This window comes from Micromonospora sp. DT48 (assembly GCF_049844495.1).
In the GTDB taxonomy this organism is placed as follows: Bacteria; Actinomycetota; Actinomycetes; order Mycobacteriales; family Micromonosporaceae; genus Micromonospora.
The window spans coordinates 1-15,408 of sequence record NZ_JBNCLE010000006.1; the positions used below are offsets into that span (position 1 = coordinate 1).

Annotated in this window: 14 protein-coding genes and 1 pseudogene; 6 read left to right on the plus strand and 9 right to left on the minus strand. The window is 71.8% G+C overall.

Going from position 1 to position 15,408, the window contains the following annotated elements; genetic code table 11:
* Positions 1–160: 160 nt before the first annotated feature.
* The 3 genes from ACLQ2S_RS05925 to ACLQ2S_RS05935 are packed head-to-tail and all read right to left on the minus strand — an operon-like array spanning position 161 to position 4,298.
* Complete coding sequence (locus ACLQ2S_RS05925; RefSeq protein ID WP_309223182.1) at positions 161–1,351, minus strand: ABC transporter substrate-binding protein; 1,191 nt, start codon at positions 1,349–1,351, stop codon at positions 161–163.
* Positions 1,348–1,752: a roadblock/LC7 domain-containing protein gene (locus ACLQ2S_RS05930; protein ID WP_309223181.1), complete on the minus strand. Its 405-nt coding sequence runs from the start codon at positions 1,750–1,752 to the stop codon at positions 1,348–1,350. Before ACLQ2S_RS05930 ends, ACLQ2S_RS05925 begins: the two co-directional genes overlap by 4 nt.
* 41 nt (positions 1,753–1,793) lie before the next feature.
* Entirely contained in the window at positions 1,794–4,298 is a 2,505-nt protein-coding gene (locus ACLQ2S_RS05935; RefSeq protein WP_425701282.1) for a nitrate- and nitrite sensing domain-containing protein, read from the minus strand.
* A gap of 340 nt (positions 4,299–4,638) precedes the next feature.
* Here ACLQ2S_RS05935 and ACLQ2S_RS05940 point away from each other — a divergent pair, with 340 nt between their 5' ends.
* The gene (locus ACLQ2S_RS05940; RefSeq protein ID WP_155217519.1) at positions 4,639–6,696 is read left to right on the plus strand and encodes a copper-translocating P-type ATPase; all 2,058 of its coding nucleotides are present in this window, start codon (positions 4,639–4,641) and stop codon (positions 6,694–6,696) included.
* A gap of 60 nt (positions 6,697–6,756) precedes the next feature.
* Here the strand turns inward: ACLQ2S_RS05940 and ACLQ2S_RS05945 are convergent.
* Together ACLQ2S_RS05945 and ACLQ2S_RS05950 are read right to left on the minus strand one after the other, a co-directional pair.
* A pseudogene (locus ACLQ2S_RS05945) lies at positions 6,757–7,650 on the minus strand (ATP-binding cassette domain-containing protein); the annotation flags it as partial.
* A gap of 124 nt (positions 7,651–7,774) precedes the next feature.
* Positions 7,775–8,110, minus strand: coding sequence for a YnfA family protein (locus tag ACLQ2S_RS05950; RefSeq protein ID WP_309223180.1), 336 nt, complete (start codon positions 8,108–8,110; stop codon positions 7,775–7,777).
* 60 nt (positions 8,111–8,170) lie between these two features.
* Between ACLQ2S_RS05950 and crcB (ACLQ2S_RS05955) the strand changes: the two genes are divergently transcribed.
* Together crcB (ACLQ2S_RS05955) and crcB (ACLQ2S_RS05960) are read left to right on the plus strand one after the other, a co-directional pair.
* Positions 8,171–8,629 (plus strand): fluoride efflux transporter CrcB, encoded by a 459-nt coding sequence (crcB, locus tag ACLQ2S_RS05955; protein WP_309223179.1) that lies wholly within the window; start codon positions 8,171–8,173, stop codon positions 8,627–8,629.
* Positions 8,626–9,000, plus strand: coding sequence for a fluoride efflux transporter CrcB (crcB, locus tag ACLQ2S_RS05960; RefSeq protein ID WP_155217517.1), 375 nt, complete (start codon positions 8,626–8,628; stop codon positions 8,998–9,000). Before crcB (ACLQ2S_RS05955) ends, crcB (ACLQ2S_RS05960) begins: the two co-directional genes overlap by 4 nt.
* Here the strand turns inward: crcB (ACLQ2S_RS05960) and ACLQ2S_RS05965 are convergent, their stop codons facing one another.
* Together ACLQ2S_RS05965 and ACLQ2S_RS05970 are read right to left on the minus strand one after the other, a co-directional pair.
* Positions 9,001–9,366 carry a sensory rhodopsin transducer gene (locus tag ACLQ2S_RS05965; protein WP_155217515.1) on the minus strand — a complete coding sequence of 122 codons (366 nt, stop codon included), beginning with the start codon at positions 9,364–9,366 and terminating at the stop codon, positions 9,001–9,003.
* On the minus strand, positions 9,366–10,580 hold the full coding sequence (locus ACLQ2S_RS05970; protein WP_425701283.1) for a D-arabinono-1,4-lactone oxidase: 1,215 nt from the start codon (positions 10,578–10,580) through the stop codon (positions 9,366–9,368). The genes ACLQ2S_RS05965 and ACLQ2S_RS05970 overlap by 1 nt, the downstream gene beginning before the upstream one ends.
* Before the next feature lie 114 nt (positions 10,581–10,694).
* On the opposite strand from ACLQ2S_RS05970, the gene ACLQ2S_RS05975 reads away from it, so the two are divergent.
* Both ACLQ2S_RS05975 and ACLQ2S_RS05980 read left to right on the plus strand, forming a co-directional pair.
* Positions 10,695–12,497 (plus strand): glycoside hydrolase family 15 protein, encoded by a 1,803-nt coding sequence (locus ACLQ2S_RS05975; protein ID WP_425701284.1) that lies wholly within the window; start codon positions 10,695–10,697, stop codon positions 12,495–12,497.
* A gap of 69 nt (positions 12,498–12,566) precedes the next feature.
* Entirely contained in the window at positions 12,567–13,391 is an 825-nt protein-coding gene (locus tag ACLQ2S_RS05980; RefSeq protein ID WP_155217509.1) for a zf-HC2 domain-containing protein, read from the plus strand.
* A 16-nt stretch (positions 13,392–13,407) separates the two neighbouring features.
* Here the strand turns inward: ACLQ2S_RS05980 and ACLQ2S_RS05985 are convergent, their stop codons facing one another.
* Positions 13,408–13,983 carry a sigma-70 family RNA polymerase sigma factor gene (locus tag ACLQ2S_RS05985; RefSeq protein ID WP_155217507.1) on the minus strand — a complete coding sequence of 192 codons (576 nt, stop codon included), beginning with the start codon at positions 13,981–13,983 and terminating at the stop codon, positions 13,408–13,410.
* A gap of 177 nt (positions 13,984–14,160) precedes the next feature.
* Between ACLQ2S_RS05985 and ACLQ2S_RS05990 the strand changes: the two genes are divergently transcribed.
* Positions 14,161–15,120 (plus strand): anti-sigma factor RsbA family regulatory protein, encoded by a 960-nt coding sequence (locus ACLQ2S_RS05990; RefSeq protein ID WP_309223177.1) that lies wholly within the window; start codon positions 14,161–14,163, stop codon positions 15,118–15,120.
* Between the two features lie 59 nt (positions 15,121–15,179).
* On the opposite strand, the gene ACLQ2S_RS05995 is transcribed toward ACLQ2S_RS05990, so the two are convergent.
* Entirely contained in the window at positions 15,180–15,353 is a 174-nt protein-coding gene (locus ACLQ2S_RS05995; protein WP_155217505.1) for a CsbD family protein, read from the minus strand.
* Positions 15,354–15,408 lie beyond the last annotated feature (55 nt).

A 15,408-nucleotide genomic window follows, 5' to 3' on the forward strand; every position in this document is an offset into this window, starting at 1 on the left:
TGCCCCCCTCCTAAACCGGCTCCCCGTGGTCCCCCGGGGGCGGTCCCCCCCCCCGTGGGGGGGGGGGGGGTGGGGGCGGGGGGGGCCCGGGCCCCCGCCCACGACGAGCTTCTGTCTCCCGCCGGGTCAACCTGCTCGGCTGACCTGCGGCATCGTCGGATCAACCGCCGAGGGTCGCCAACTCCGAGACGACGACGTTGGTCAGGGCCCGGCCGTCCCGGCGGACCTGGCGGAGGTACCACTTCTGGATCGGCGCGTGGGTGGCCTTGGCGAACTGCCAGGGCCCACGTGGGCTGTTGAGCTGCCCGAGGCCGGCGATCGCGGAGTTGATCTGCTCCGGGCTGGGGTTGGTGCCCGCTGCGGCGATCGCCCGGTCCAGCACGGCCGCCGCGTCGTACGACGCCATCACGATCGAGGTGGGTACCCGGCCCGGGTAGGCCGCGTTCCAGGCGGCGACGAATTCCCGGTTCGCCGCGTTGTCCAGGTCGGGTGAGTAGTTCAGGCCGTTGTAGATGCCCTCGGCCGCGTCGCCCTGCTCGGCCAGGCTGGCCGGCTCGGTCACGAAACCCGCCGCGTAGAGCGGCAGGTCAGCGACGGCGGACTCGGCGTACTGCTTGACGAACGTGATGGCGTTCTGCGCGTCGAAGAAGCAGTAGACCGCGTCGGCGCCGGACTCGGCGATCTCGTCCAGGTACGGCCCGAAGTCCTCGGTGACCGGGAACGGGCTGAACACGGCCTTGCCGCCGGGGTTGGCCAACCGGCCGCCGAGTTCGACGAACGTGTCGACGAATCCGCGCAGCTCGTCGCGACCGCTCTGGAAGTCGGGACCGATGGCGTAGACGCTGCCCTGCCCCACCTCCTGTTTGACGAACGGTGCCATGGCCACGCCCGGCTCGACGGAGATCAGGTTGGTGTGCCAGACGTACGTGACGTCGGTCAGCGCCGGTCGTCCCAGCGCGCCGACCAGCGGCACCTTGTGCTCGTCGATGAGCGGATGGATGGCCGCGACGCTACCGCCGTTGATGAGGCCGGTGATCGCCGAGACGCGGTCCTTTTCCAGCAGCTTGGTGGCGGACTCGACGGTCACGTCGCGGTCGTATCCCTCGTCGGCGACGATCAGCTCGGTCGGATGGCCACCCAACTGACCGCCGCGCATGTCCAGGTAGAGCTGGAAACCGTCGCGCAGCTCAGAGCCCGGCGCCTCAAGCGAGCCGGCCAGGACGGTGAGCATCCCGATCCGGATGGTCTGGCGCTCCGGCTCCGACCCACCGTCACAGGCGACGGTGCCGGCGACCAGAACGCCGGCCGTCAGGGCCGCGAGCAACCGGCGGGTGGGGTGGCCGGCGCTCACATCATCCCCAGCAGTTGGGACCGCACCGCCGGGGTCAGCACCTCACCCATCCGGTTGGCCAGGTCGGTCATCTCGTACGACACCTGACCCACGTCGCAGACCGGGGAGGCGAGCACGAGCAGCGACGCCCCGTCGCTGAACGACATGCAGAACATGAAGCCGCCGTCCATCTGGGTCACGTTCGAGATCACCGAGCCCGCCTCGAAGAACCGGGCGGCCCCGACGAGCAGGGCGATCAGTCCACTGCCGGTGGCGGCGAGCTGGTCGGCGCGGTCGCGGGGAAGGCTGTGGTTGTGCGCCAGGACCAGGCCGTCGGTGGAGATGGCGAGGGCATGGCTGACCTCCGGCGTACGGTTCACGAAGTTCTGCAACAGCCAGCTCAGATCGTTCGGGCTTGTCACGACGTTGCTCCAGATCGGGGAGGGGGGTTGGACAGTCAGCGTCAGAGGGGGTTGGGTGCGCGGCGTCCGGCTACGCCCTTGGCGTAGGCCGACATGGCTGCCGCCACGGCCGTCGGGTCCAGCTTCCGACGGGGGTCCGCGATCCGTTGGGGCACCTCGGGGACGAGATGCGGCTGGGGCACCCGGCGTGGCAGCCCGACCTGGGTGGCCAGCGGCGGCGTGGTGGTCGCCCAGGTCTCGCCGGCATCGACCGGCCAGATGACGGCCGCCGAGTCATCGTCCAGGGCGGTCTTGAACCAGCCGTTCACCGTCGGTCCAGCGGGTCGGCCCGAGCCGACCGGTTGGGCCTGGGTTGCCGGTTTGAACAGCGGTGCGGGCGCTGCGGGTCGGGCGACGGGGTTGGGCGACGGCGGTGCGCTCGACCGCCCGGCACCCGCCGTCACGGCACCGACCGGGGCCCGCCCGACGGTGGGCGTCGGGGTACGGGAGCCGGCCACCGGGAGGTCGGCGCGGGCCACCGTCGCGGCGACCGGGCGGGCCACGGCTGCGGAGGGCCGAGGGCGGGTCAACTCGGCTTCCACCGGCTGAAGCTGCTGAGCCGGTCGGCGCTCGACGATCGGCGCGGGCAGCGTGATCTCGGCGACCGTGCCACCCTTCGGCCCGGGACGTAGCTCCACCTTGACCGCGTGTCGGGCGGCGAGCCGGGCGACCACGGTCAGACCCATCGCCCGCACTCCCGACACGTCGATCGTCGACGGGTTGGCCAGGGCCGCGTTCAGGTGCGCGCAGCGTTGCGCGGACAGCCCGACGCCCTGGTCGACCACCTGCACGATGGCCCGGTCGGAGAGCGCGTGGCCGGTGACCAGCACCTCGGCGTCCGGCGGGGAGTATCCGGTCGCGTTGTCCAACAGCTCGGCGACCAGGTGCACGATCTCGTCGACCGCCGTGCCGGCGATCGCCAGTTCCTTGTCCACCGTGCCGATCCGGACCCGGGTGTAGTGCTCGATCTGGGACAGCGCGGCCTGGAGCACGTGGTCGAGGGGAACCGGCTCCTGGCGTACCCGGGAGATGCCGGAACCGCCGAGCACCAGCAGGCTCTGGTTGATCCGCGCCATCCGGGTCGCGAGGTGGTCCAGCCGGTACAGCTGCTGGAGGCGCTCCGGGTCGGCCTCGTCCCGCTCCACCTCGTCCACCTGGGCCAGCATCGCGTCCACCAGCCGCTGCTCGCGTCGGGACAGGTGCACGAAGATCTCGGCGATGTTCGCCCGCATCACGGCCTGTTCACCGGCGATCCGGACCGCCTCCCGGTGCAGCGCCCGGGTCGCGGTGGCCACCTCGGCGATCTCGTCGGAGCCGGTGATCCGGAATTCCGCCACCGAGCGATCCGCCACCTCGTCGGGCTGCACGCTCCCGGGTGGGGCGGCGCTGAGTTCCCGCACCACGGCCGGCAGCCGGTCGTACGCCACCTTGGTCACGGTGTTGCGCAGGGACCGCAGCCGGCGGGTGATCCGTCGGGCAACCACACCGGTGAGTACGACGGTGAGCGCCAGGACCAGGAAGATGCCGGCGCCCTGCGCCAACGCGTTCCGCAGTAGTTGTCCGCGTTCGGTGGACACCCGCTCCGCCACGGCGGCGTCCACCTCGCTCTGGATCCGGAACATCTGGCTGACCCAGCCGTCGGTGGCCTCGACCCAGGCGTTCGCGTCGACCGCGAGTCGTCCACCGGGCAGTGTGCGGCCCACCTGATCCTGAAGGCGTTGCGCGGCGACGACCTGTGCGTCGGTGCCGATCTGTTCCCAGTTCGCCACCCAGCCGGGTTCGGCGAGGGCCAGGAAGGCGTTGGTGGCTTCGGCGTACCGGGCCTGTGCGCCGACGATCTCCTGCTGCCCGGCCGGGGTCAGCTCGCCCCCGGCGAGGCTACGCAGCACAATGACCTGGAGCTGGCCGATCGCCTCGCCCGCCTCGGACACCGCCACCGCGGCCCGGACGTCGTCGGCGATGCGCGTCGAGGTGTCGGTGGCCACGGACGCGCGGAAGGCGAGCAGGTCCGCGATGAGGATCCGGTAACTGAAGGCGATGGCGGACAGGGTGGCGCGCGGACTCGCCCGGACCTGCTGGCGCACAGTGCTGAGCGATATCAGACCCGCGTCGACCCGTTGCAGGGCGGAGTTCCCGCTGGACACCTCGGCCCGGCGGCGCTGGAACTCGACGATCTCGGCGTCGGTGCGGGCGACCTGTTCGTCGAAGGCGGCGCTGGCGGCCTGGCCCTGGGTGGTCACCTCGACCGCGGCGATCACGCGTTCGGCTTGGAGGGCGCGGGCGAGCGCACCGGCCTGGGTGGAGAGCGTGACGACGTCGTGCACGGTGCCCGCGTTGAGCACCTGCCGGACCGTGCCCTCAAGGGCCAGGCCGGCGAACCCCACGACGGCGATCAATGGTACGGCTACCAGCAGCCGCAGCAGCCGGACGATACTGCCCCGGGCCAGCCATCCTCGGCGCGCTTCGGCATGGGTGCGCACCGCGGCTGCCGCTGTAACACCTGTCACCGGCGTACTCCGCTCCCTTGCCTCATCGACGTTGATCTCAGCAGGATCCGACGCTCGCGCCGGGGCTACACGGTGGAGGGTGGGCGTACCTGCCCACGTCAGAGCGCATTCCTACCATGGTGTAACGGTTCAGCTCTAGGTCCTCACACGATCGCCGCAGGCTTGACTGGCGTCTCGGACATCAACCGGAAACACGACAGCGAAACTAGTTCAGCCGATCGTTGTGGACGAATGGATGAACGGGCGAGGTATGGCTGGCGGCGGCGCTGTTATGAGCCGAGCCGCGCACATCGCCACCTCATACCCCCGAGGGGTATATGGTGGCGTTGGAGGCGATGACATGTCCCACGCGCAGCACCACGCGAAGCAGCACGGAGACGACGAACACGCCGGGCACGACAAGCACGCCGGGCACGATCCGGCGGCGTTCCGCCGCAAGTTCTGGCTCAGCCTGGCGCTGACCGTGCCGATCGTGGCCACCAGCCACATGGTGATGGACTGGTTCGGCTACGAGTTGGACTTCCCCGGCATCGGCCTGGTGGGACCGGTGCTCGGCACGGTGGTCTTCGGTTACGGCGGCTGGCCGTTCCTCCAGGGCGCGGTACGCGAGATCCGAGACCGGGCACCGGGGATGATGCTGCTGATCGCGATGGCGATCAGCGTTGCCTACGTGGCATCGCTGGCCACCTCGCTCGGCGCGTTCGACCTGGACTTCTGGTGGGAGCTGGCCGCCCTGGTGACGATCATGCTGCTCGGCCACTGGCAGGAGATGAAGGCGATCGGCCAGGCCCAGGGCGCGCTGTCGGCACTCGCCGCCCTGCTGCCCGACGACGCCGAGCGGCTCGACCCGGAGGGGCAGCCGCAGCGGGTCGCGGTCACCGAACTCGGTGTCGGCGACGTGGTCCTGGTCCGGCCGGGCTCGCGGGTCCCCGCCGACGGCACCGTGGTGGACGGCCGCGCCGAACTGGACGAGTCGATGATCACGGGTGAGTCGCGGCCGGTGTCCCGGGCGACCGGCGACCGGGTGGTGGCCGGCACGGTCGCCACCGACGCCGCGCTACGGGTCCGGATCGAGGCCGTCGGTGACGACACCGCGCTGGCCGGCATCCAGCGGCTGGTCAGCGAGGCCCAGCAGTCCAGCGGCCGGGCACAGGTGCTGGCCGACCGATTCGCCGCCTGGCTGTTCTACATCGCCACCGCGACCGCCGTGTTGACCCTGGTGGTCTGGTCGCTGCTGGGCGATGTGGACGAGGCGGTCGTACGCACGGTGACGGTGCTGGTCATCGCCTGCCCGCACGCGCTCGGGCTGGCCATCCCGCTGGTCATCGCGCTGTCCACGGCCGTCGCCGCCAAGGCCGGCATCCTGGTCAAGGACCGGCTGGCCCTGGAACGGATGCGCACGATCGACACGGTGCTGTTCGACAAGACCGGCACGCTGACCCGGGGCGAACACGTCGTCACCGACGTCGCCGCCGCCAGCGGCACGACCGAATCGGACGTGCTCGCCATCGCGGCAGCGGTGGAGGCCGACAGCGAGCATCCGCTCGCCCGAGCGATCGTGGCCGCCGCCGAGCAGGGCGACCAGCGGGTGGCGACCGGTTTCCACTCGCTCACCGGCCGGGGCGTACGCGCCGAGGTGGATGGGGTGACCTACGCCGTGGGCGGTCCGGCACTGCTGCGGGAACTCGACGTGACGGTTCCGGAGGACCTCGACGAGCATCGGCGGGACTGGTCACACCGTGGCGCGGCGGTGCTCTACCTGCTGCGGCTCAACGACGGCGACGCCACCGTCCTCGGCGCGCTGGCATTGGCCGACCAAATCCGGCCGGAGGCCCGGCAGGCCATCGCCGACCTGCGTGGCCAGGGCATCCGCAAGATCGCGATGATCACCGGCGACGCCCGCCCGGTCGCTGAGGCGGTCGCCGCCGACCTCGGGTTCCGCTCCGGCGAGGACGAGGTCTTCGCCGAGGTGCTGCCCGCCGAGAAGGACGACACCGTGACGGAGTTGCAGCGACGCGGACTGCGGGTGGCCATGGTGGGCGACGGAGTCAACGACGCGCCCGCACTGGCCCGCGCGAACGTCGGCATCGCGATCGGCGCGGGCACCGACGTAGCCATCGAGTCCGCCGGGGTGGTCCTCGCCTCGTCCGACCCGCGCGGCGTGAGCGGAGTGATCCGGTTGTCCCGGGCCGCGTACCGGAAAATGCTCCAGAACCTGGTCTGGGCCGCCGGCTACAACGTGATCGCGCTGCCGCTCGCCGCCGGAGTGCTGGCCTGGGCCGGCGTGGCCCTGAGCCCGGCGGTCGCCGCCGTGCTGATGTCGGCCTCCACCATCGTGGTCGCGCTCAACGCCCAACTGCTGCGCCGCGTCGCACTGCGCCCACCAGAAGCCACGTAGGCGCTCGACGACGATCGCAACGAGCAGCGGTGACGGCCTTCGGTCGTACCGCCACGGTCGTCACTTCGCGTCGTCCGGGGCCGGGTGCGGATGCTGCCGGGGAACGGGCGGAGTCTCGGTGCTCGCGTAGCCGGCGGCCTGGAGGGCGAACAGTCCGGCGTAGCGGCCACCGGCGGCGACGAGTGCGTCATGGGTGCCCTCCTCGATCAGACGGCCGTGATCCAGCACGAAGATCCGGTCGGCGTGCCGGACGTTGGCCAGCCGGTGCGTGATCAGGATGGTGGTGGCCTGGCCCCGCCGGTCGCGGATGGCCTGGAACAGCGCGTCCTCGGCACGCGGATCGAGCGCGGAGGACGGCTCGTCCATCACCAGCAGTTCGGCGTCGCGGAGGAAACCGCGCGCGGCGGTGATCCGCTGCCACTGCCCACCGGAGAGATCCTGCCCCTTGGCGAAGGTGCGGTCGAGCAGGGTCTCGTACCCGTGCGGCAGTTCGCGGATCATCTCGTCGGCGACCGCCCGGTGCGCGGCGGCCTCGATCCGGTCCTGCCGGGCCTCGCTGTCGATGTCGCCGATGGCGATGTTCGTGGCGGCGGTGAACGGCCACTTGTGGTACTCCTGGGTGACCACGGCGATGCGTGCGCGCAACGCGTCGGGGTCCAACTCGGACAGGGGTCGTTCGTTCCAGCAGACCGCTCCGTCGCTGGGCGTACGCAGGGCGGCGATCATCGCGGCCAGGCTGCTCTTGCCGGAACGACGCCGCCGGACGGAGCCGGCCTCGCTGCGCGCCCGCATACCCGTCTCCCACCACATGGCCCGCATCTCGGGCAGGACCGACTTCCCGGCCGCTACCCCGGCCTGCTCCGCTCGGTCACGACGCCGGGTCGACGTGGCAGCCATGGACACCTCCTGGGGTCGACGACACGTGGCCGTCGCCCCACCCGTCGGCGACGACGGGCGACATCGTCGACATTGCCCTAGGCGACCAACCAGCTACTTATGGTCACCGTCGATGGGATGGCGGTCCAGCCCTGTCGGCGCGTCGTGCCGCCGACACCCGGGTTTCCACAGTGGTGGACAGTCAGACGCCGCGCGGGGCGTACATGATGACGGCGACGCCGAGCAGGCAGATCCCGGCGCCTGTGAGGTCCCACCGGTCCGGGCGGAAACCGTCGAAGATCATTCCCCAGGCGAGTGAACCGGCGACGAAAACCCCGCCGTACGCGGCCAGGATGCGGCCGAAGTTCGGGTCGGGCTGAAAGGTGGCGACGAAGCCGTACGCGCCGAGGGCGAGCACCCCGGCGGCGACGAACCACAGCCCCCGGTGCTCGCGCCAGCCCTGCCACACCAACCAGGCCCCGCCGATCTCGGCGATCGCCGCCAGGACGAACAGCAGCACGGAACGCAGCACGGTCACCGCCGCACCCTACCGCCGCGTGCCCGCACCCCGGGTCGACGCGGCGTTACCCTCTGCACGGTGCACGTCGATCCGGATATCGAGCCGAACGCGCCGCGCGGACGGGCCGTCCGCGGCGGCACGGCCAGCCTGCTCGCCGTGATCGCCGTCGGCGGCATGATCGGCGCGGTGGTGCGACACGGGCTGGCCACTGCCTTCCCGCCCTCGCCGCACGGCTTTCCCTGGGCCACCTTCGCCGTCAACGTGTCGGGCTGCCTGCTCATCGGGGTGCTGATGGTGCTGATCACCGAGGCGTGGACCGCGCCGCGACTGGTCCGGCCCTTCCTCGGCGTCGGCGTGCTCGGCGGCTACACCACCTTCTCCACGTACGCCGTCGAGGTGCAACAGGCGGTGGCGGCCGGGGCCGCACGGACCGGCCTGCTGTATCTGGCCGGCACCCTCGTCGCCGCGCTCGCCGCCGTGTGGTCGGGCATGGTCCTGACCCGGCTGGTGACCGGCGTGCACCGGAGCGGCGGATGACCGTCGTGCTGGTGGCGATCGGTGCCGCCCTCGGCGCGCCGCTGCGCTACCTGGTCGACCGGGCGGTGCAGGCCCGCCACGGATCCGTCTTTCCGCTGGGCACCTGCACGGTCAACGTGGTGGGCTCGTTCGTCCTCGGCGTCCTGGTCGGGGGCAGCGCCGTGGGCGCGGTGTCCGGTTCCCTGGTCGCCCTGCTCGGCGTCGGACTGTGCGGTGCGCTGACCACCTACTCGACCTTCGGCTACGAGACGATCCGGCTCTTCGAGGGCGGCGCACGTCTTCATGCGCTGGTCAACGCGGTGGTCAGCGTCGCCGCCGCGCTGGTTGCCGCGTTCGGCGGGGTCGCCCTCGCCGAGGCGCTGTGGACCTAGCTACTCGACGGGATGGGCCATGGTCCCGGTGAGGGCCAGCCCGCCCGGCGACCGGGTGTCCTGCCGGAGGAACTGCACGATCACCGGCACCGACGAGCGCAGCAGGCAGCCGTACGGGCGGTCGAGGCGGACCGCCTCCGGATTGATCAGGTCGTTGACGCGTACGTGCCGGATCCGGCGGGCACCGACGCCGAACGGGTACGGCCCGACCGGCTCGGCGTCCTCGTAGTAGAAGTGGAGTGTCACCTCCGCCTCGGAGTCGGTGGTGTTCAGCACGCACAGCTGGTCGAAGCTGGTGAACTCCGGCTCGACGCCGGTGCCGCCGAACGGGACGTGCCCGCCCGGCACCGCCCACACCCGCGCCATCACGCCTCCTCCAACAGTCGGGCCAGGTCCGGGGTGAGGAACACCCCGTCCGGGTCGAGGCGGCGGCGGGCCGCCTGGAAGTCGTCCCAGCGGGGAAAGAGCGGACGTAGTTCGGCAGCGGTCAGCCAGTGCTTCTTGCCCCAGTGCGGTCGTCCGCCGTACTGCCGGAAGACGGTCTCCATGTCCCGGAAGTAGTCCTCGTACGGCAACGAGGCGTTCTGGAGGCAGGCGATGGTGGTGGTGCGGCGACCGTACGCGGTGCTGAGCCAGATGTCGTCGGCGGCGACGGTACGCACCAGCACCCGCCACCCCACGGTGCGCCGGTGCCGGTCGAGGATCCGTCGGCGTACCTCCGCGAAGCAGTCCGGAAACGCCTCCGACGGGATCATGTACTCGATCTCGTCGAACCGCAGCTCCCGGTGCCGGGGGATGGTGTGGTGGGTCGGCCCGATCTCCAGTTCGGCGGGCGCGTACCACCCCTCGGACCTGGACATCCGGCTCGCCTCGATCGGCACCTCGGGCACCTCGTCGGCCCGGTTGATGATGCGGATCTTGGTCAGGTCGCTGCGCGGGTACCAGTAGAAGTCCATGTTGCGGTTGGCCTGCTGCAACTCGGCCAGATGGTCCAGCGTCCACCGGACCGGCGCGCACCAGGCCAGGCGGCGCAGGTCCTGGCGGGGTAGCAGGTCGAGGGTGAGCTGGGTGACCACCCCCAGCACGCCGAGCGAGAGGCGGGCCGCCGGCAGCAGGTCGCTGTTGCTGGTCGCGGAGACGTCCAGCACCTCGCCGGTGCCCGTGACCAGGCGCACCTCGGACACCTGGGTGGAGAGCACGCCGAAACGCAGGCCGGAGCCGTGGGTGCCGGTGGCGGTCGCGCCCGCGATGGTCTGGTAGTCCACGTCACCGAGGTTCTCCATCGCCAGCCCGGCGTCGTAGAGGCGCTCGCCCAACTCGCTGAGCCGGCTCCCACCCCCGACGGTGGCCCGGTCACCGGCCTTGTCGATCACACCGGCGAGCCGGTGCAGGCTGACCAGCGTCCCGTCGGTGCGTACCAACGGGCTCGACGAGTGACCCGAGCCGACCGGCCGCAGGGTGGTGCCCGACTCTCGGGCCCGCGACACCAGCTCCCGCACCTCGTCCTCGTCGGCCGGCTCAGCCTGCCCGGACGCGGTGAAGGTCAGGCTGCCGGACCAGTTCACGAACGTGCGGGACACCCACAACCCTCCTCGTGCCGAACCGACCGCGCGCGCTTACCCCCGGGCTGGAGGGGTAGTCATCGCGGGACCGTCCGAGACGGTGTCGGCGCCCACGTCCCTGCGGAGCTGCGAATGGCCTATCCCCCGATCGACTCCTACGCGTTCCTCTCCGACACCCACACCGCCGCGTTGATCGCCGCGGACGGGGCGGTCGAGTGGCTCTGCGTGCCGCACTTCGCCGGTGACGCCGTCCTGGCCCGGCTGCTGGACCGCCGCAACGGTGGCGTCCTCGACCTCACCGTGGCGGGTTGCGCCGAGCCGAGCAGGCGGTACGTACCGGGCACCCTGGTGCTGGAGAGCCGGTACGAGACCGCCGAGGCAACGGCGGTCGTTCACGACTTCCTCGCGGTCCGGCCCGGCGACACCGCCCGGCCGTTGCACGCGGAGAAGACGCTGGTCCGTCGGGTCGCGGTCGAGCGGGGCACCATCCGGCTGGGCATCGAGGTGCGGCCCCGGATCGGGTACGGCGCCACCACGGTGTCCTGGGCGGGAGGTGACGGGCGATGGTGGGCCGCCGACACGCCGCTGCGCGTGGACTGCGCGCTGCCCGGCGAGGTGGTCGACGGCACGCTGCGGTTCTCCGCCGAGCTGTCCGCCGGCCAGACCACCGCCCTGCTGCTCGGCTACGGCGACGACCCGGCCGAACCCGCCGACCCGGCCGACCTGTTGCGGCGGACCTGCCAGACCTGGGAGACCTGGACTCGGCGTACCGATTACCACGGCTTCGGTGCCGACACCGTCCGGCACAGCGCGCTGGTGCTGCGCGGGCTCTCCTTCGACGAGACGGGCGCGCTGATCGCCGCCCCCACCACCAGCCTGCCCGAGGAGATCGGTGGCGTACGCAACTGGGACTACCGCCACGTCTGGCACCGGGACGCGGCCCTGCTGCTGCTCGCGCTCTTCCGGCTCGGGCACGCCGAGGAGGGCCGGCGGTACCTGCGCTTCCTGATGTCCGTCTGCTCGGGTGATCTGCTGACCCCGCTGGTGGGCATCCACGGCACCACCGCGCGGGAGCAGGAGTTGCCGCACCTGGAGGGGTACGCCGGGTCGCGGCCGGTGCGGGTCGGCAACGAGGCCGCCGAGCAGGTGCAGTTCGACACGTACGGGCACGTGCTCGACGCCGCGCTGGCGTATCACCAGCTCACCGGCGAGTTGACCGAGGAGCAGTGGGCGCTGCTGCGTCGACACGTCGACGTGATGGCCGATCGTTGGCACGAGCCCGACCACGGCACCTGGGAGATCCGTGGGCCGCGCCGGCACTACGTCCACGCGAAGGTGATGACCTGGGTCTGCCTGGACCGGGGCATCCGCCTGGCGGAGTTGCTCGGCGACTCGTCGGCGGCGGACGTCGAGCGCTGGCGGCTGGCGCGCGACACGGTGCACGCCGAGGTGCTGGAACGCGGGTTCGACCCGCAGGTGGGCAGCTTCGTGATGGAGTACGGCTCGACCGAGCTGGACGCCTCCCTGCTGCGTATCCCCCTGGTCGGGTTCCTGCCCGGCGACGACCCCCGGATGCTGGCCACCATCGACCGGGTACGCGCCGGGTTGGAGATCGGCCCTGGCCTGCTACGTCGCTACCGGGCCGACGACGGCCTGCCCGGCACGGAGGGTGCGTTCCTGCTCTGCTCCTTCGAGCTGGTGTCGGCGTTGGTGCTGGCCGGACGGCGGGACGAGGCCCACGAGGTGTTCGCCCGACTCCTCGCGTACGCCGGTCCGCTCGGCCTGTACTCCGAGGAACTCGCTGCCGACGGCACCGCACTGGGCAACTACCCGCAGGCGTTCACCCATCTCGCGCTCATCGAGGCGGCGCTGAACCTCGACGGCGCGAGCAACCGGGACGCGTTGCACGCCTGGGCCAGCCGGGGTGGCCCCTGAGCTGGGCGTCCATCGTTTCCGCCGGGCCCGACCGGGAACCATGCCGGCCCGGCGAGCGACTATGGGTACATGCGGTGTGAGCAGTGGCGGGAGATTCTGTCGGCGCAGTTGGACGGTGAGGCCACCGCGGACGAGCAGCAGCGGGTCGGTGTGCACCTGGAGACCTGCGTCGGCTGCCAGACCTGGTTCGACGCGGCGGCGGCGGTGACCCGCCGGACGCGTACCCGGGTGGTGACCTCACAGCCGGATCTGACCGAGTCGATCCTCGCCGTGGCCCCGCCGCCACACCGAAGCCGTCGTACCCGCGTCGCCTCGGCGATCTCCTGGTGGCCGACGTCCCTCGGGCGACCCGGCCTGGTCAACGGGCTGCGTGCCACGCTGGGTCTGCTCGGCGCGGTGCAACTGGTGCTGGGGCTGGCTCAGGTCGGCCGGGGCGACGTCGGCACCCACCTGCACGCCACCGGGCAGCACCTGTGGCACGAGTCCGCCGCGTGGAACGTCGCGGTGGGTGCGGGATTCCTCTTCGTCGCGCTGCGCCGGACCTCCCCGTCGGGGCTGGTGCCGATGCTCGGTGCCTTCGTGGTCACCCTGGTGCTGCTGTCGGTCAACGACCTCGTCACCGCGCAGGTCGAGGTGGAGCGACTGGTGGGTCACGGTTTCCTGGTGGTCGGCTATCTGATCACCGTGTTGCTGGCCCGAAGCTCCCGCAGGCCGGACGGCTCGGGTGATCGACACCAGCCGGAGCGGTCCCGCTGGCGGTTGCGCATCGACGAGATCGACGAGCCCGCCCCGCTGCGGCTGCTGCCGCCACCCTCGGCCCAGGCCCGTTACGGCACCACGCACGCCCAGCACGGCCCGGTCCGGGTCAGCGATGCCCGGCGCTGGGTCGCCTGACGAGGCCCGGAGGACCTCAACCGGCGGCGTCGGGCCGCTCGGTCTGGCGCTCGGCCGAGCGGATCGCCGCGACCAGGTCCTCGCGGGCCCGCGCCACCCGGGACCGGATGGTGCCGACCGGCACGTCACACACCTGCGCGGCCTCGGCGTACGACAGGTCGAGCAACTGGGTGGCCACGAACGCGACCCGGCGCTCGGGTGCGAGACCGTCGAGCAGCCGACGGAGCACCACCTGCTCGTCCACCCCGGCACGTACTCCGGCCGGAATGCTCTCCACGGTGGCCTGCCAGTCGCTGAGGTTCGCGGTCCGTGGTCGGCAGGTGGCGGCGCGCACCTGGTCCACGGCGACCCGGCGGGCGATGGCGAGCAGCCAGGTCCGGGCCGTCGAGCGGCCGGCGAACGACGGCAGCGACCGCCAGGCCCGCAGGTACGTCTCCTGGACCAGGTCGTCGACGTCCCGCACCCCGGGCAGGTGGGCCAGGAACCGACGTACGTCGTGCTGGGTGGCCCGCACGAACGCCGCCGCGGCGGCGTGGTCGCCCCGGCCCGCGGCGAGCGCGTACCCGCTGATGTCGTCGGTCACGGCTGTCATCGCCGTATTGGTCGGCCGTACCCGACGATTGGTTCCCCCGGTGGGCGGACGATCGTAGGACCGGTGTCTCAGCCGCCCCGCGCAGCACGCCTTACACTGCATCGATGAGGCACCTGGGGTGAGCGTGTGGAACGCCGTGCTGGCTGATCTGCCCGCCCCGTGCATGGAGGTGGCCCGGTGAGGACTGGCCCGGCCGCCGGGCGCACCGGCTACTTCCACGAGGCGCTCTGTTACGCCTCGGAGGAGGAGCTGCTCGCCGTCGTGGTGCCGTTCCTGGTCGGCGGCGTCGCGGCGGGCGAGCCCACGTTCGTGGCGCTCGGTGAGCGCACCGGCAACCTGGTCCGGGCCGCGTTGCCCGCCGACACGAAGGTCGAGTTCCTGTCCGGCGGCGACGTCTACGGCCGACCCACCGCCGCCATCCGGATGTACCGCCATCTCCTCGCCGACCTGGTCGCCGACGGGGCCACCCAGATCCGGATCATCGGCGAGGTGCCCGCGTTCGGGCTCGGCCCCACCTGGGACTGGTGGGGTCGGTACGAGTCGGCGATCAACCGCGCGTACGACGACTGGCCGCTGTGGAGCATGTGCGCGTACGACACCCGGACCACCGCGCCGGGGGTGCTGGCGGACGTCGCCGCCACCCATCCGCACTTCGCCGCGACCGACGGGCGGCACCTGCCGAGTGCTGGGTACGTGCCCCCGGAGACCTTCCTGCGCCGGGCGCGCCCGGTGCTCCCTGATCCGATCCAGGCGGACCCGCCCCTGGTCGAGCTGCGCGACCCGACGGCGGCGCAGGCCCGCGCGGCCGTGCACCGGGTCGGCCAGGGCCGACTACGGGACGACGAGTTCGACGACTTCGTGGTCGCCGTCAGCGAGACGGTCACCAACGGGCTGCGCCACGGCCTTCCCCCGGTCCGTCTCCGGGTCTGGGTCGGCACGGACCGCATCGTGGCCACCGTCAGCGACGGCGGCACCGGCCCGGACGACCCGTACGCCGGGCTGCTGCCGTCGGCCGCCGGGGAGCCGGGCGGGCTGGGCCTGTGGATCACCTACCAGTCGTGCAACCACGTCACCCAGCACCGGGACTCCGAGGGCTTCACCCTGCGGCTCACCGGCGGTCGACCACCGGGTGCCTGAGCACGGACACGAAAGCGCCGGGCCGGTGGCAACCGGCCCGGCGCTGAGTCGCGTACCGGCTACTTGCGGAACGCGTCCTTGATCTTCTCGCCGGCCTGCTTGAGGTTGGCGCTCATCTGGTCACCCCGACCCTCGGCCTCCAGCCGCTCGTTGTCGGTGGCGCGCCCCACGCCCTCCTTCACCTTGCCGCCGGTGTTCTGCGCGGTGTTGTCGAACTTGTCTTCGATACCCATGTCGGCCTCCCGGGGTTCCTGTTGCTACGAACAGTCAGGTACCCAGCCGGGCTGG

Excerpts from the sequence above, each read along its gene's own strand:
- ACLQ2S_RS05940 (WP_155217519.1), top strand. The coding sequence starts at position 4,639 with ATGTCCCACGCGCAGCACCACGCGAAGCAGCACGGAGACGACGAACAC.
- ACLQ2S_RS05975 (WP_425701284.1), top strand. The coding sequence starts at position 10,695 with ATGGCCTATCCCCCGATCGACTCCTACGCGTTCCTCTCCGACACCCAC.
- ACLQ2S_RS05965 (WP_155217515.1), bottom strand. The coding sequence starts at position 9,366 with ATGGCGCGGGTGTGGGCGGTGCCGGGCGGGCACGTCCCGTTCGGCGGC.
- ACLQ2S_RS05980 (WP_155217509.1), top strand. The coding sequence starts at position 12,567 with ATGCGGTGTGAGCAGTGGCGGGAGATTCTGTCGGCGCAGTTGGACGGT.
- crcB (WP_155217517.1), top strand. The coding sequence starts at position 8,626 with ATGACCGTCGTGCTGGTGGCGATCGGTGCCGCCCTCGGCGCGCCGCTG.
- ACLQ2S_RS05985 (WP_155217507.1), bottom strand. The coding sequence starts at position 13,983 with ATGACAGCCGTGACCGACGACATCAGCGGGTACGCGCTCGCCGCGGGC.
- ACLQ2S_RS05995 (WP_155217505.1), bottom strand. The coding sequence starts at position 15,353 with ATGGGTATCGAAGACAAGTTCGACAACACCGCGCAGAACACCGGCGGC.